The organism is Bartonella vinsonii subsp. berkhoffii ATCC 51672 (assembly GCF_902825225.1).
Classification (GTDB): domain Bacteria; phylum Pseudomonadota; class Alphaproteobacteria; order Rhizobiales; family Rhizobiaceae; genus Bartonella; species Bartonella berkhoffii.
Window position 1 is genome coordinate 219,698 of sequence record NZ_CADEAK010000001.1, and the last position, 14,211, is coordinate 233,908.

Consider the following 14,211-nt stretch of genomic DNA (forward strand, 5'->3'; position numbering starts at 1 on the left):
TTTATTTTGTATCTTGTTCTTCTACACAGTGGAGGGGTTTTTCCTCCTTTGGATCATTAATGAGGTCATACAATAAGGCTTCGTTTTGTTTTGTCCACCAAATATATTCACCTCCCGCATATTTTGCTCCTGAAGCGGCAATAACATTTGCAGCGATAATACGCTTCTCATTCCATTTGAGATCAACCAAAGCAATATCACCGGTATTATAGTAGGTTGCTTCAACGCGCTCTTTTTTGTTTCCAATACTGCATTGGTAGGCAACAGATTCTATTGTTGGTTCTGGAGTGTTTGGTACTTCAATGACTAAAGAACCAGCAAAAGCACTCATTGCGCTAAACAGTGAGAGAGTTAAAGTGGATAAAAACTGTAAATTTAAAAAAGTTTTTTTCATAATGTTTACCTTATTATTTAGAACAATAATGTTGATTCATCTTTACACTGGATGGGTTTTTTTCTTTCTGGATCACGAACAAGATCATAAAGTGTGATTTCATTGTTGTTTTCCAACCAAATATACTCTTCCCCTTCATATTTTTTTCCTATGTCGGCGATTACATTTGCAGCAATGACACGATCACCTTTCCACTTGAAATCAAGCAACGAAATATTGTCAGCATTGAGATAGACTGCTTCAATCCGTTCTTTACTTGTTCCAGCATCGCATTGATAGACAATCGTTTGCGTTTTGGGTTCTGGAGAGTCTGGTACTTCAATGACGAAAGAACCAGCGAAGGCATTCATTGAGCTAAAAAGTGATAGAATTAAAGTGGCGAAAAATCCCAAAATTTGTAAAGTTTTTTTCATAATGCTTCCCTGTGTTATGCAGAAGAATGATTTGACTGATAGGATGGTGTCTACGGCAGGATTCGAACCTGCGGCCCCAGGATTCATGCCACTTCGATTTTCACCGCCAGCTTTTCAAAGCTGTTTGTGGTCTGGACTGTCTCTTCACCGTGAAGCTTGTGCCCTTTAGGTGCTGCCCGTTCAGTCTCTACACCTTCCTCTTGTTTTAAAAGAGGCTTGGCTCGGGATTGGCATATAGTCTCCTATGAAGCTTTCCCCGAATTTGAGCAGATCCACTTTAAGGATTTCTCCTTAAGGCGCCCAATTTCTTTAGGAATCCTGTGCTCTATCCTCCTGAGCTACGCAGACATCATCATACTTTATTTCTTTAATAGAAGTATAAAAACGAATCAATTATATTCAATATGAATTAACGAATTTCTGCTATTTTTTGTTCTAGAAAGGTTAAAATTGCCTCTGGAGAGACATTTTTTGCAATAAATGATTGACCAAGTCCGCGTGTTAGGATGAAGGTCAAACTGTTTTGCGAAACTTTTTTGTCTTGCACAATAAAGCTTATCAGTGTTTTAGCATCTGGAAGTTTCCCTGGAATGTCTTTTAATTGTGTAGGTAACCCCAGGGCTTTGAGATGTGTTTCAACACGTTGTGTGAGTGTGGGGTCTATTAAATTGAGTTGAGCAGAAAATTGGTGGGCTAGAACCATCCCAATTGCTACGCCTTCACCATGGATGAGGCGGTTTGAATCATAGGCGGTTGCTATTTCAAGCATATGCCCGAATGTATGACCAAGGTTTAAAAGTGCACGTTCTCCTCTTTCATATTCATCACGTGCGACAATATCAGCTTTAAATTGGCATGAGCGGATAATGGCTTCTGTTCGTATCGGACCATTGGAAAAAATTTCTTGCCCATTTTTTTCAAGCCATTCAAAAAAATCAGGTTGGTTAATAAGTCCGTATTTAACCATTTCTGCATAACCAGCGCGAAATTCACGCAAGGGTAATGTATCAAGAACAGATGTGTCGGCGATAACGCATTGTGGTTGATAAAAAGCACCAATGAGATTTTTACCATATTGGCTATTGATGCCTGTTTTTCCACCAACAGAGGAGTCAATTTGTGCAAGAAGCGTTGTAGGCATTTGAATGAAATTCATACCACGGCGTATCATACTTGCGGCAAATCCTGCTAAGTCTCCAATGACACCACCACCAAAAGCAATAACGCAGTCACCTCTTTCTAGACGTGCAGCAAGAATTTTATCGATAACAGTTTGCAGAGTTGAAAATGATTTTGTTTGCTCTCCTGCTTCTACGACGATTAGAACAAAATGGATTTCATTTTTTGTTAATTCTTTCTGCAATTTAGCCAAATGGAGAGATGCAACATTTGTATCTGTCACAACAGCCAAACGCGTTTGAAAACTTTTTTGGTTAAGAGAACGTTTAATGTGTGAAGCAGCTTGTGCAATCAGATCTGGGCCGATGATGATGTCGTAACAGTGCTTATCCAGTTTAATGGTGACGGTCTTGGTTTGCATTCTTGTTATCCCTATCATTGCTTTCTGTATACAAGTAGTGCTGGATGGACCGTATGACATTTTGTGCTACAGTATGGCGGCTTTCTTTATGACTGTTAATTGTTAAATTGGCTTTTGCATAGATTGGATTGCGTTGTTTTATAAGTTTTTGCATGGTTTCTTTAGGATTGGCTGTTTGAAGGAGTGGTCGCGTTGGGCGCCGTAAAACACGTTTCATGAGGATATCAAGATCTACTTTGAGCCATATGGATATCCCATTTTGGTGAATGGCTTTGCGAATATTTTCATTCATATAAGCTCCACCGCCTGTTGCTAAAACAAGAGGACTTTTTTTTATGAGGTTTAGAACAACACGCTGTTCAAGAGCGCGGAATTCTGCTTCACCATATATTTTAAAAAGTTCTGTGATTGTCATTTGTGCAGCTTTTTCAATTTCTTGGTCGGAATCATAAAAGGGCAAGTCAAGCATGGTGGCTATGCGTTGTCCAATTACCGTTTTCCCAGCTCCCATAAGGCCTACCAAGACAAGGGCTCGTTTATCAAGAGAGCATAAGAGTTGTTTCTTTATTTGTGCTATTGGAAGCTGCTTAGATCGATGACTGTTCATAAACTTTATTTCGGCATTTATCTGCCTTAAAGTCAATTCCTGTTAATCTTTGTAAGGCATGATAGAGGATAGAGTGTTTTTAGAGTGTTTATTGTTTTATGCCAACATTGACCAGATTTTTGAAGATTCTTTTCATTTCACTTATTGTGCTTTTCAGTATAATGGTTGCTCTCGTGGTTTGGGTGGAACCGGTGACTGTGGATATGTATGTCGATGTTCCTTTAGATTCCTTGAATCTTTCTTTGAAAGCGAATCAATAAAATGAAAAATGGTGCTGTGATAGATCATTTTCTTGAGATGATGAGTGCAGAGCGAGGGGCTTCTCCACATACGCTCGCGGCTTATCAACATGATTTACAGTGGGCACAAGATGAATTGTCTTCGCATTCTGCTTCGCTTTTTTCTGCACAAAAAGAAGATTTAATTGGTCTTTTGTCACTTATGCACACTCTTGGTTTTACAGCATCTTCACAAGCACGTCGTTTATCGACATTGCGTCAGTTTTATCAATTTCTTTATGCAGAGGGGTTGAGAGCAGATGATCCCTCTTATGATATTGATGCGCCTCGTCAGGGGCGCCCTTTGCCTAAAATTGTTAGTGAGGATGCGGTGACAAAATTGCTTGATTTAGCGCAGTTGGAAGTGGAACAAGCAGACTATGGATCAAAGAATTATTTTCGTGCATTGCGTCTTCAGCTGTTGATGGAAATGCTTTATGCAACAGGGTTGCGTATTAGTGAATTGGTGAGTCTTCCGGTACAGACTGTTCGAGGGGAGGGCTACAGTATTTTGGTGCGTGGTAAGGGTAAAAAGGAACGAATGGTGCTTTTATCGAAAAAAGCATATCAGGTTCTTTCACAATGGTTAAATTTTCGTGATCAAGGAAAGGATGCGGAAAGTCTTTATCTTTTTCCTGCACACTCAGAGACGGGATATATTGCTCGACAAGTTGTTGCACGTGAGTTGAAAAGTCTTGCAAGAAGAGCAGGAATCAAGAGTGGCTTTTCTCCCCATGTATTACGCCATGCTTTTGCTAGCCATCTCTTGCAAAATGGTGCTGATTTACGTGCAGTTCAGCATTTGTTGGGCCATTCTGATATTGCTACCACTCAAATTTATACACATGTATTGGAAGCAGGTCTTTATCGCCTAGTTAATGAACATCATCCACTTGCAGATAAACAGAAGGCTGGGTAAAGAAAAAGTGTTGTTAAAAAAATACTTTATAAAGCGAATTATAAGTCTATAAGTCACATCAAATAAGTTGAGTACAATGTATAATTATCTTGATTTTGAAAAACCAGTTGCTGATCTTGATGGGAAAATTCTTGAATTAAAACAGATTTCTCAACAAGATGGCAGCCTTGATATGAGCGATGAGATCGCGCGTCTTGAGGCCCGTTCCCAAACGGCATTGCGTGATATCTATAAAAAATTATCGCCATGGCAGAAAACGCAAGTGGCTCGCCATCCGGATCGTCCTCACTTTATGGATTACTCTGCACGCTTGCTCAGTGATGTGACTCCTTTGGCAGGAGACCGCAAATTTGCGGAAGATGAGGCTATTCAAGCGGGGTTTGCTCGTTTTAAAGGGGAAGCAGTTGCATACATAGGCCAGGAAAAAGGTCATGATACGCAAACGCGTTTGCGCTATAATTTTGGTTCTGCACGTCCTGAAGGATATCGTAAAGCCGTGCGTATTATGGAAATGGCTGACCGGTTTGGTTTGCCACTCCTTACTTTTGTCGATACGGCAGGGGCTTATCCGGGGGTGAGCGCTGAAGAGCGTGGTCAAGCAGAAGCAATTGCCCAATCAACAGCGGCAACTTTGCGCTTAAAAGTTCCTGTTGTCTCTGTTGTTATTGGAGAAGGTGGTTCGGGAGGAGCGATAGCAATTGCTGCGGCAAACAAAGTTTATATGCTGGAACATGCAATTTATTCTGTTATTTCTCCAGAAGGCGCTGCTTCTATTTTATGGCGTGATCCAACTCGTGCGAAAGATGCTGCAATGAATATGCGTATTACCGCTCAAGATTTGTATCGATTAAAGATTATTGATGACATTATTCCGGAGCCTTTAGGAGGTGCACATCGTGGCAAAGAAGTAGCAATTGATGAAACAGGTCATATGATTTCTTCTGCTTTAGAGTCTATGGCTGGAAAAGCTGGTGAAATTCTTAAACGAGAGCGTTGGGAAAAATATCTTCAAATTGGTAGGTCTCTAGCGTAAGTGATTGTTGTGAGGGGATAAATGGGAGTTTTATTTTATGATATTCAACAGATTCCTCACTGTATGTGTTGTGTTTGCAATGGGAATATTAACGGCATGCGGGACAAGATTACCGGCATCTATTCGGGCTAAAGTTGAGCAACCACTTCCACAAGAAATCCACAATAGAATGGCTCTCTATAATATTGATCCCTATGCACCAATTATGATGCGGTTTTTTAAGGAAGAGAATGTTGCCGAAATTTGGAAGCAATCTCGTTCGGGGCCTTTTATGCTGGTGGCTCGCTATGGTATTTGCAAATGGTCTGGGCAGCTTGGACCAAAATATAAAGAGGGGGATTTACAGACACCAGAAGGGTTTTATACCATTACTGCAAACCAAATGAATCCTTACTCAAAATATTATCTTTCCTTTAATATAGGTTTTCCAAATCTTTACGATCAGGTGCATGGTCGTACAGGAAAACATCTTATGGTGCACGGTTCTTGTTTCTCTGCGGGTTGTTATTCCATGAGTGATAAAAATATGGCACAAATTTATGCTTTTGCACGAGACGCGTTTAGAGGGGGACAAAGAGAATTTCAGTTGCAAGCTTTTCCTTTTCGCATGACCGAAGCGAATATGGAACGCCATCGTGCCGATCCACATTATCAATTTTGGCTAATGCTTAAAGAAGGCTATGATTTCTTTGAAGAAAATCGTAAGCCTCCAACAGTTCAAGTTTATGAAAAACGTTATGTTTTTAATCGTGACACTGATAAAATTTCCGCGTCTCTAATGCCCTGAACTATTCTTAATAATCGTGAATTTTTCTGCTTGTTTGAGAATGCTTTGTTCTTGACTGATCGTGGGTGATTGATTGTGGTGAGATGTGGTGGAGCGTGTTTGAAAATCCGCTCTCTCTGTCTGTTAGCAATTTTCTTATTGAACATTAAAGGAGAAATTAAAATTTCATTCCTGGAATGACTAGGGGGTTCTCTAATATAGCTGTTTTGTCTGCAGTATCTATTGCTAGTTTGTTTAGAAAAGCATCGAAGAGTTTTTGTATTGCTTCTTTTTCAATTCCATCTGCAATAATAACAAAACGGGTTTGTATGATTCCTTGTGGCCAAGCTGGAAGCCTTATGGGGGGATGAAAAAATGTCTGCACACCATGCAACACAAGAGGATGGTGTGGATCATTACGCAAGGCAATTATTGCTTTAAGACGTAATAATTTTGCTCCATAAAGGTTTCGTAGGAGATTTAAAAAAGCTTCAATAGTTGTATAATCAAGAGGTTCCTCGCAGTCTAATAAAAAGGTGCGAATGGTCCAAGGGTGGGTATGATCATGTGGAGTACTGGTAAGGTATTGTTTAAAGTGCCCATTTTCTCCTTTTTCATCCCAGAATGTCTTACCCATTAAGGCACTTGAACAACAATGGTCAGAATGGACATCAATGATTTGTGCTGTGGGATTTATCGTTTTGAGTGTGTTGATAAGCGTATTTGAAAGCGTTTTTTCATTCATAAGGTCTGTTTTTGTAAGAATAATTTTATCAGCAAGTGCTAATTGTTTTTGTATTTCAGGATAACGTTTCAGTATGGAAGGTGTGCTTAATATATCAAATGTTGCAAGAACAGCGTCAATAGAAAATGCTTGCGTTAAAAATGGATGGCTGAGAAGAGCTTGTAAAATAGGGGCCGGATCAGCCAAGCCTGTTGTTTCGATGATAATGCGGTTGAGCTGTTTGAGATCTCCTCCATCGATGCGATTAATCAGATCCGTTAATGTATCGATAAGATCACTGCGCAAATTGCAACATAAGCAACCATTTGTGAGTTCGATGATTCCTTCTGTCGTTTTTTCAACCAGAAGATGGTCAATCCCCACTTCGCCAAATTCATTGATAATAACAGCGCAATCAGCTAAAAGAGGATCGCGTAACATACGGTTGAGAAAAGTTGTTTTTCCAGAGCCTAAAAAGCCGGTAATAAGCGTGAGAGGAATGCGCGTTTTTTTCATATTTCATCATCAACCATGACTTATTGATTTTGTTATAGGGTTGTTTTCTTGCTTTTTGTAGGGAATGTGAAATTTTTTTAGGGGGTTTGTTTTTGCTTTATGTATCTGTGGCGTACTAATGAGTTGTACTGGTAAAGGAAGAGCAGAAGAAGGTGTAGGAGTAATAAAAGGTGAAGAGAGGATAACATTTCCTTGATCATCATAAGAATTTGCATGTATTTTAGCAGCTTCAGGCGTGCATGTTTGTTGTTTCATGTCACTTGCTTGTGTTATTTTAGTTCCATAGGGTTTGAGGGTTGCTAATGTTGTTTGGGGCAATCCTTGGTGCAAAAAACCTGTTTCAAGCAGTTGTGCAGCTTTTTCTTCTCTTTCACTTACGTTGTTGGATCCTAGAATGACAGCAATAATTGTGCGTTTGTTGCGGGTTGCCGAGGCAACAAGATTGAAACCGGAGGCACAAATAAAGCCTGTTTTCATGCCGTCGATTCCGTTAAAACGACCAATAAGATTGTTTGAATTGGGTTGAATTTTTCGTTTTTTACCAAAATCAATAGCTGGAATAGAAAAATAATGGACATATTGAGGAAATTCTCGACGAATCTGAACCGCTAAAAGAGCAATGTCACGTGCTGTAGAATAATTATAGGGGTTTGGTAATCCACTTGCATTCGCAAAATGTGTTCCAAACATGCCAAGACGTTGCGCTTCAGCATTCATTTTTCGCACAAAAGCTTCTTGTGAACCAGCAACTGCTTCACTCATAGCAATAGCCAAATCATTGGTGGAATTCACCAGAGTAATCGTTAAGGCTGTATCGAGTGTAAGAACAGAACCAGCTTTATAACCTGAGCGGTGTGCAGGAGCTTTTGCTGCATATTCGCTGATGGTGATGTGTTGCTTTGGTGAAATTTCTCCTGCTCTCATACCACGAAAAATAATGTAAGCGGTCATTAATTTTGTTAAAGAGGCAGGATACCAGCGATCAAAGGCTTGATTGTGATCTAAAATACGTCCAGTTGTCACGTCAACAGATATAAAAGGCTGGGCGTGAGTAAAGGTACTCATCACACTCATAATAAAAGATAACAATAAATTATAAAAAAGCTGCCACATTAAATTTCAGTCCAATTTCTGCTTATCAGTAACTTAGAACTCTTTTAATGTAGCACATAACACTTTCAAATCCAGAACCGTGAGAGCAAATGGTTAATTACCTCTCAATTTTTTGCAGTGATTTAAGTTCTTGAAGCCTTTTTATAGCGGAAGGAGGCATAGGGGGAGGGCTCGGATCTTTAGATGCTCGTAAAAGCAATTCATCACAGGCTTTTTCTGTTGTTTCGATAAGTTGGTCTAGAAAATCACGTTTACTTAAACCGGCATCTATGGGTGGAAGAATACGAACACGAATTGTTCCAGGATAACGGCGAAAATTGTTGCGGGGCCAATATAAACCGGCATTGTGTGCAATGGGAACAACTTGAAGGTCCAATTCATTGTAAAGCGCAACAATTCCTGATTTATAATCTGGTTCTTGACCTGGTTGTCGACGCGTTCCTTCGGGGAAGATCAGAATTTGACGCCCTTGTTTTGCTTTTTCTTTTGCTTTTTGTATGATAGTTTTTAAAGCTTTAATGGGTGTGGTTCGGTTGATGGGGATAATCTGTGTTTTTGCCATGTACCAGCCAAAAAGGGGAATCCATGTCAATTCACGTTTTAGGATAAGAGCAGGGTCATCAAGGTAGGGTAAAAGGCCAAAAGTTTCCCATGCAGATTGATGTTTGGGAGCTATGATATAGGATCCCTTTGGAAGATTTTCCAATCCTTCAATTTCATAGTGTGTGCATGCAATGTATTTTTGTAAAAAAAGTGTAACACGCGCCCATGTTTTAGGTACAATCCACGCTTTTTTGCGTGGCATTAAAAAATAGATGGGGGCGTAAAGAATCATTTGTAGGAAAGTCGTTGTATAAAAAGCGAATGTAAAAAGAAGAGAACGAAGAACAAGCACTGTATTTTCCATTTTATATCTGCAAAGAGACCATGTATATAACGTAATTTACGTGAGAAAACATCTCTCTTTGTGTTTTTTCAAATGTCTCTTTTTTCGGTAACCTCTTTTCTGATATTTAAAAACATAAGGAAACAGGCTCATGAAACTACAGGGTAGCCAAGATACTCTTTTGATCCCGCGGATTTTATCTATTGCGGGTACTGATCCTTCTGGTGGCGCTGGAATGCAAGCGGATTTGAAGGTTTTTTCAGCTATGAAAACCTATGGTATGAGTGTGGTGACGGCTGTTGTTGCACAAAACACACAAGGTGTACGTGCTTTTCAGGCTTTGGATGCTTCTTTTGTCGCTGATCAAATTGATGCCGTTTTTGAAGATATTCATGTGGATGCCGTTAAGATTGGTATGGTGGCAAATGCCCAAATTGCTCAAATTATTGCAGAGCGTTTGGCTTATTATAAACCTCGTTTTATTGTTTTTGATCCCGTTATGGTGGCAAAAAGTGGTGATGTCCTGTTAGAGCCCGATACGATTGAAATAATGCGTGATGTTCTTGTTCCATTGTCAACTTTGATCACGCCAAATTTGCCTGAGGCAGCACTGTTATTGGGATGTGATGTGCAATGGTCGTTAAACGCTATGTATCAATATGGTCCGCAGCTTTTGGCATTAGGCTGTTATGCAGCTCTGTTGAAGGGTGGACATTTAAGCGCTCTTACTAGAAAAAGTACAGCGAATCACGATGATTCAAGTCCAGATCTTTATTGTGATTCTAAAAAACTTGTTATGCTGGAAGCTTCTCGTTTTATAACCACGCATGATCACGGTACAGGTTGTACTATTTCAGCTGCAATTGCAGCTTTATTGCCAACGCAACCTTTGGTTTGTGCTGTTAAACAAGCAAAAGACTATTTGAATGGCGCCTTATCTGCTTCAAGTGCTTTGCAAATAGGAAAAGGACGAGGACCACTTCACCATTTTTATCAATTATGGAAGAATGGCTAAAGCAATTGCATAGGAAAAATTCTCTTTCAGAGCTGGTTGAGTGGCTCTTGTCGTTTGTTTGATAGGAGTTGTCTAAGAAATGGGATGGGAAAAAAATATGCGATTATCCTCTATTTTCTATAGTTTTTATTACCTCACTATAGTTTGACAGTAGGTTTTGTACTAAGTGGGAAGAGGTGGGATTAGGTAGGAATACGTGGTAATTTATTGTTTTTATGGATATTTTTTACCATTAAATGCGCGTTTTATCAAAATCTATTTTGACACCTAGAATTGCAAAAAAGAGCGAAAATCAGAAAAAAGTGCGTTTCAAAAGTAAAAATGAGAGAAAGCTTTGAAAGGTCTTTGAAAATGCTTTGAAGAATTTTAAAAAGTCTATGAAAGCCCAGAAAACCGGCTTTGAAGACCCTTTGAAAAAAATGAAGCAAAAAATGTAATTACCTTCAAAATCAGCCCAAAATGATCAAAAAAGCAAAATAGAAACGCTCGCTACCGAGCATTTCTATTTTTATTACATATAATCTTTTAAAAACAATAAGTTAATTTACTTTATTAATGTAAGGAGAAACGCTCGCATATTTTTCCTTTTAAAGGGGCATTACGCCGTATTTTGTGTGGTTGTTAGATGTGCTTTTTCAGCTTCAATTTGACGCTTTAAATGCAACTTTAGAAGAGGCAAAGTAAGCTCGACTTCTTCTGGGTCATTGATGTTTTGAACAAGCTCTTGCAACTTTCTATAAAGCTCTGCCGCTAATTCCGCTATATCTTCAGGGGGGAGTTTTATTTTTGCATCGCGATAGGTTGTATAAGCTATGCGACCGAGCTTTTTCATCAGCCCAGTAGGGATGGTAGGTGCTTTAAAACCTGCTGCTTTCGCTTTTGCCAGGTCACTAAACATTTCACCTTCACCGGTAACAAGCCAATCTAAGGATATTCCACAACGATCTTTATATATTCGCATTATGGATGCAGGAGGTTCTTGTAAACCCGTTTCATAATTACGCATAGTTGTTTCGGGAATATCAAAATGTTTAGCAAATTGCTTGCGCTCCGTGAAACCAAGGGTGTGCCGTATTTCACGCAATCGTTTTGCCAGTTCTGTTGTAGGTTCTTTTTCAGGGCGTGCCAAAAAAAATTACTCCAAATGCTTTTTTCGGTATTTACAAAAGCCGAATTTGGCATTATATCTTATATTACCGTCTGTTAAAAAAGACAGTTATTACACAAAGAACCCCACAAAAGACGGATGGTTGCAGCATCCGTTTGAAGCAGGAGCGAAAGTTATGACTCTCACACAAACATGGGATCGCCATAGTATTTTAGCCGAGCTACGCCGCCGTAATATGACCTTGGCGGAGCTCGCGAAAGCTTATCAAATACCGTCATCCAGTGTCAAAAACATTTGGACACGGCCTAATGAGAAAGCCGAACGTGCCATAGCCGATTTTATCGGTTTGCCCGTCGAGCAGGTTTTTAGCGACCGCTACCCCAAAAGTCGCCGTCGTATTTTCAAAGCAGCAAAACATGCCAATACGGTTTCGATAAAGCATTCCGCTTTGCGTGGTAACGCTGCTTAAACTTCGTTACACGGCTTTGCGTTTTTGCGCATTTGCCATGAATTTAAATACCATAAGATAATAAGGTTTATCAATGTCTAAAGATCAATACGAAATGGGCAAGATATTGGTGGACGCCGGCGCTCTATTCTTAATTTATAGGCCTTAATTTATAGGAAACTATGATGACAAATTTACAAACAAGCATTGCCGTGGAATTGCAAGTGCCCATACTTTATCAAGACAGTGATGGCAAGCAAGCAACACGCAATAAATTGACCTTTTATCGTCCCACCTTCAAACATGCCAAGCAATTGGCAGTGCTGATAGGACCACAATTGACACAATTGCTGGCTCCAGAGCTTGGCGAGCAGAAAGTGCTCTCAAATGATGTTCTGCTTGTCAAGCTTTCGCAAGTTTTGTTCACCAATGAAGCAACCGAAGGCATCACGGCGCTTTTAGCGGATATGTCCCATGAAACGGTCGAATTGATTGATCGGATTGATACTGTTGATATGCTGGCAATCTTGAAGGCTTTTTTTGCTTTTTTTATGGGACGCCAATCCCTTACGCTGGACAATTTGGAGCCGAATTAGCGCTTCATTTTCGTTGGTCGGCTTTAGAGATCAACCAGATGGATTGGCTGGATGTCATTTTTTATCGCAGTGAATTAGCACGCTTGAAAGCCCAAGAATATGAACAGCAGATGTTGGAATAGGAGCTGTTATGGATGTTTCCCTTGTGGTGCGTTTTGTCAATCATCTGCAAGAAGGGATAACCTCTGCCAAGCGGGATTTGCAAGCCTTTAGTGCCGATGTTGCCCATTTGCAAAACAAGACACGACAGCATTTTAAAAATTGGTTTGATCCTCAACATCTTGAGGATGCAACAAAGAACGCTGAAATGGCTTTTATCCAAGCGCGAGGGCGCATGGTGGGGGCGATTGCGCAAACCGCAACCTTGATTGCGCCCCTCTATAAGGCTATGCAATTTGACCAATCGATGAAGGGCTTGGAAAAGGTTCTTGATGCGCCGCTTCATCGCTTAAAAGAATTACGCCGCTTTGCTCTCGAGACCTCAACCAAAATTCCCTTAGCAGCACGTGAGGTTTTGGAACTGATGACCAGTGCCAGCCAAGCTGGGATTGGCGAGCAAGATCTCGAAGCTTTTAGTATTTACGCCGCCAAAGCGGCTGTGGCTTTTGATATGACGGGGGACCAGATTGGCGAACGCTTTGCCAAATTGCGCAATGTCTTTAAATTAAATCAAGAGGGTATTGAAGAGTTAGGCGATGCCATCAACCATCTCTCCAACCATATGGCGGCTAAAGCCAGTGAAGTGTCTGATTTTACCAATCGTGCCACCGGTGCTGCCACCATGTTTAAGCTTACCGCCCGTGAAACGGCTGCTTTTGGTACCGCGATGATTTCTGCGGGGATTGTCCCTGAGAGTGCAGCACGTGGTTTTAATGCTATGAGTGCCCGCATTCAGGCAGGGGGCAAACATATTGAAGATGCTTTTGCCAATATCGGTCTTTCACGCCAAAAATTCATGGAAGATTTGGATAAAGATGCTACCGGTACTTTGGTGCGCTTTTTTGATGTTTTAGCCAAATCAGAACAGGGCATGCGTTCTCTGATTGCCATTGCTGGGCGCGATTTTACAGGTGATTTTGCCAAATTGGTTGGTAATCCAGAATTGTTAGGGCAAGCTTTAGAATATGTGAAAGATCCGCAAGTCTTTAAAGGCTCTGTAGAGCAAGAGGCGGACAAACAAGCAACTGGTGCCATCAGGCAGTTTGAACTTTTGCAAAATCGTATCGTGGCTTTGGGGATTACCATTGGTGAAGTCTTATTGCCTCCTGTCAACAGTTTGATGGAAAGTGTTGGCAATTTTACCAATGGGCTTATGGCATGGGCCAATGCCCATCCCGCTTTAACAAGTGCTATCATCAAAACCATTGCCGCCCTGATGGCTTTTAACATTGCTTTGCGGATTTTGCGCTTTACCATGGCGGGTACACGCCTTGGGCTTCTTCAACTCATGACTTCTTTGTGAAGCTTGGAGCACTCAGCCGTGCTCTTAAAACAAGTTGGCGAGGTTTAATCGCATCAGGGCGCTCGATGGGAATCATGGCGGCAAGTCTTGGTGGGAGTGCACTGCGTCTCTTGCGACCGATGACTCTACTCGTGTCTGGCTTTCGGGGGCTTATGGTCTCAGGCAGCGCATTCGTTGCTACTTTTGGTTGGATAGGCACAGTGATAGAAGTGATTGCCGCTGGCGTTGCCTCTGTTGTTGGCGCTGTTTTTACCCCGATAGGGGCGCTCATTGCCGCTGTTGTGGCTGTCATCATCGCTGCTTGTTTTGCTTTGTGGAAATATTGGGATCGTTTCTCTTCTTTTATAAAAGGCTTTGCACGGGGGATAGCACGGGCTTTTGGTCGTGCCTTTG

The 14,211-nt window shown here is 40.8% G+C and carries 14 protein-coding genes and 1 pseudogene; 7 read left to right on the plus strand and 8 right to left on the minus strand.

The annotated features are described in order from the left end of the window. Position 1 precedes the first annotated feature (1 nt). The 4 genes from J7R10_RS00845 to J7R10_RS00860 all read right to left on the minus strand — a co-directional run bounded on the left by J7R10_RS00845 (position 2) and on the right by J7R10_RS00860 (position 2,954). Positions 2-394 (minus strand): MliC family protein, encoded by a 393-nt coding sequence (locus tag J7R10_RS00845; RefSeq protein WP_010705925.1) that lies wholly within the window; start codon positions 392-394, stop codon positions 2-4. 17 nt (positions 395-411) lie between these two features. Next, positions 412-807, minus strand: coding sequence for an MliC family protein (locus tag J7R10_RS00850; protein ID WP_010705924.1), 396 nt, complete (start codon positions 805-807; stop codon positions 412-414). Between the two features lie 409 nt (positions 808-1,216). Further along, positions 1,217-2,347, minus strand: coding sequence for a 3-dehydroquinate synthase (gene aroB / locus J7R10_RS00855; protein WP_010705923.1), 1,131 nt, complete (start codon positions 2,345-2,347; stop codon positions 1,217-1,219). After that, positions 2,322-2,954, minus strand: coding sequence for a shikimate kinase (locus J7R10_RS00860; RefSeq protein ID WP_010705922.1), 633 nt, complete (start codon positions 2,952-2,954; stop codon positions 2,322-2,324). The genes aroB and J7R10_RS00860 overlap by 26 nt, the downstream gene beginning before the upstream one ends. Before the next feature lie 261 nt (positions 2,955-3,215). Here J7R10_RS00860 and J7R10_RS00865 point away from each other — a divergent pair, with 261 nt between their 5' ends. The 3 genes from J7R10_RS00865 to J7R10_RS00875 all read left to right on the plus strand — a co-directional run bounded on the left by J7R10_RS00865 (position 3,216) and on the right by J7R10_RS00875 (position 5,971). Beyond that, a complete protein-coding gene (locus tag J7R10_RS00865) occupies positions 3,216-4,151 on the plus strand; it encodes a site-specific tyrosine recombinase XerD (protein WP_010705921.1) in 936 nt (311 codons plus the stop codon). A gap of 76 nt (positions 4,152-4,227) precedes the next feature. Further along, positions 4,228-5,184 carry an acetyl-CoA carboxylase carboxyltransferase subunit alpha gene (locus tag J7R10_RS00870; RefSeq protein WP_010705920.1) on the plus strand — a complete coding sequence of 319 codons (957 nt, stop codon included), beginning with the start codon at positions 4,228-4,230 and terminating at the stop codon, positions 5,182-5,184. A 37-nt stretch (positions 5,185-5,221) separates the two neighbouring features. Beyond that, a complete protein-coding gene (locus J7R10_RS00875) occupies positions 5,222-5,971 on the plus strand; it encodes a L,D-transpeptidase family protein (protein ID WP_010705919.1) in 750 nt (249 codons plus the stop codon). 157 nt (positions 5,972-6,128) lie between these two features. On the opposite strand, the gene J7R10_RS00880 is transcribed toward J7R10_RS00875, so the two are convergent. The 3 genes from J7R10_RS00880 to J7R10_RS00890 all read right to left on the minus strand — a co-directional run bounded on the left by J7R10_RS00880 (position 6,129) and on the right by J7R10_RS00890 (position 9,210). Then, positions 6,129-7,190 (minus strand): CobW family GTP-binding protein, encoded by a 1,062-nt coding sequence (locus J7R10_RS00880; protein WP_010705918.1) that lies wholly within the window; start codon positions 7,188-7,190, stop codon positions 6,129-6,131. Between the two features lie 9 nt (positions 7,191-7,199). Then, positions 7,200-8,303 carry a D-alanyl-D-alanine carboxypeptidase family protein gene (locus J7R10_RS00885; protein ID WP_010705917.1) on the minus strand — a complete coding sequence of 368 codons (1,104 nt, stop codon included), beginning with the start codon at positions 8,301-8,303 and terminating at the stop codon, positions 7,200-7,202. Between the two features lie 97 nt (positions 8,304-8,400). Beyond that, complete coding sequence (locus J7R10_RS00890; protein ID WP_187287698.1) at positions 8,401-9,210, minus strand: lysophospholipid acyltransferase family protein; 810 nt, start codon at positions 9,208-9,210, stop codon at positions 8,401-8,403. Positions 9,211-9,340: 130 nt separating this feature from the next. Here J7R10_RS00890 and thiD point away from each other — a divergent pair, with 130 nt between their 5' ends. Continuing rightward, the gene (gene thiD / locus J7R10_RS00895; RefSeq protein WP_010705915.1) at positions 9,341-10,204 is read left to right on the plus strand and encodes a bifunctional hydroxymethylpyrimidine kinase/phosphomethylpyrimidine kinase; all 864 of its coding nucleotides are present in this window, start codon (positions 9,341-9,343) and stop codon (positions 10,202-10,204) included. A 598-nt stretch (positions 10,205-10,802) separates the two neighbouring features. Here thiD and J7R10_RS00900 read toward each other — a convergent pair. Then, complete coding sequence (locus J7R10_RS00900; protein ID WP_010705914.1) at positions 10,803-11,333, minus strand: helix-turn-helix domain-containing protein; 531 nt, start codon at positions 11,331-11,333, stop codon at positions 10,803-10,805. Between the two features lie 154 nt (positions 11,334-11,487). On the opposite strand from J7R10_RS00900, the gene J7R10_RS00905 reads away from it, so the two are divergent. The 3 genes and pseudogenes from J7R10_RS00905 to J7R10_RS00915 form a co-directional block, all read left to right on the plus strand. Next, positions 11,488-11,781: a helix-turn-helix domain-containing protein gene (locus tag J7R10_RS00905; protein ID WP_010704484.1), complete on the plus strand. Its 294-nt coding sequence runs from the start codon at positions 11,488-11,490 to the stop codon at positions 11,779-11,781. Positions 11,782-11,945: 164 nt separating this feature from the next. Next, entirely contained in the window at positions 11,946-12,356 is a 411-nt protein-coding gene (locus J7R10_RS00910; RefSeq protein ID WP_010705913.1) for a hypothetical protein, read from the plus strand. Positions 12,357-12,486: 130 nt separating this feature from the next. Next, positions 12,487-14,211: pseudogene (locus J7R10_RS00915) on the plus strand (phage tail tape measure protein); the annotation flags it as partial.

Excerpts from the sequence above, each read along its gene's own strand:
- J7R10_RS00845 (WP_010705925.1), bottom strand. The coding sequence starts at position 394 with ATGAAAAAAACTTTTTTAAATTTACAGTTTTTATCCACTTTAACTCTC.
- J7R10_RS00850 (WP_010705924.1), bottom strand. The coding sequence starts at position 807 with ATGAAAAAAACTTTACAAATTTTGGGATTTTTCGCCACTTTAATTCTA.
- aroB (WP_010705923.1), bottom strand. The coding sequence starts at position 2,347 with ATGCAAACCAAGACCGTCACCATTAAACTGGATAAGCACTGTTACGAC.
- J7R10_RS00860 (WP_010705922.1), bottom strand. The coding sequence starts at position 2,954 with ATGAACAGTCATCGATCTAAGCAGCTTCCAATAGCACAAATAAAGAAA.
- J7R10_RS00865 (WP_010705921.1), top strand. The coding sequence starts at position 3,216 with ATGAAAAATGGTGCTGTGATAGATCATTTTCTTGAGATGATGAGTGCA.
- J7R10_RS00870 (WP_010705920.1), top strand. The coding sequence starts at position 4,228 with ATGTATAATTATCTTGATTTTGAAAAACCAGTTGCTGATCTTGATGGG.
- J7R10_RS00875 (WP_010705919.1), top strand. The coding sequence starts at position 5,222 with ATGATATTCAACAGATTCCTCACTGTATGTGTTGTGTTTGCAATGGGA.
- J7R10_RS00880 (WP_010705918.1), bottom strand. The coding sequence starts at position 7,190 with ATGAAAAAAACGCGCATTCCTCTCACGCTTATTACCGGCTTTTTAGGC.
- J7R10_RS00885 (WP_010705917.1), bottom strand. The coding sequence starts at position 8,303 with ATGTGGCAGCTTTTTTATAATTTATTGTTATCTTTTATTATGAGTGTG.
- J7R10_RS00890 (WP_187287698.1), bottom strand. The coding sequence starts at position 9,210 with ATGGAAAATACAGTGCTTGTTCTTCGTTCTCTTCTTTTTACATTCGCT.
- thiD (WP_010705915.1), top strand. The coding sequence starts at position 9,341 with ATGAAACTACAGGGTAGCCAAGATACTCTTTTGATCCCGCGGATTTTA.
- J7R10_RS00905 (WP_010704484.1), top strand. The coding sequence starts at position 11,488 with ATGACTCTCACACAAACATGGGATCGCCATAGTATTTTAGCCGAGCTA.
- J7R10_RS00910 (WP_010705913.1), top strand. The coding sequence starts at position 11,946 with ATGACAAATTTACAAACAAGCATTGCCGTGGAATTGCAAGTGCCCATA.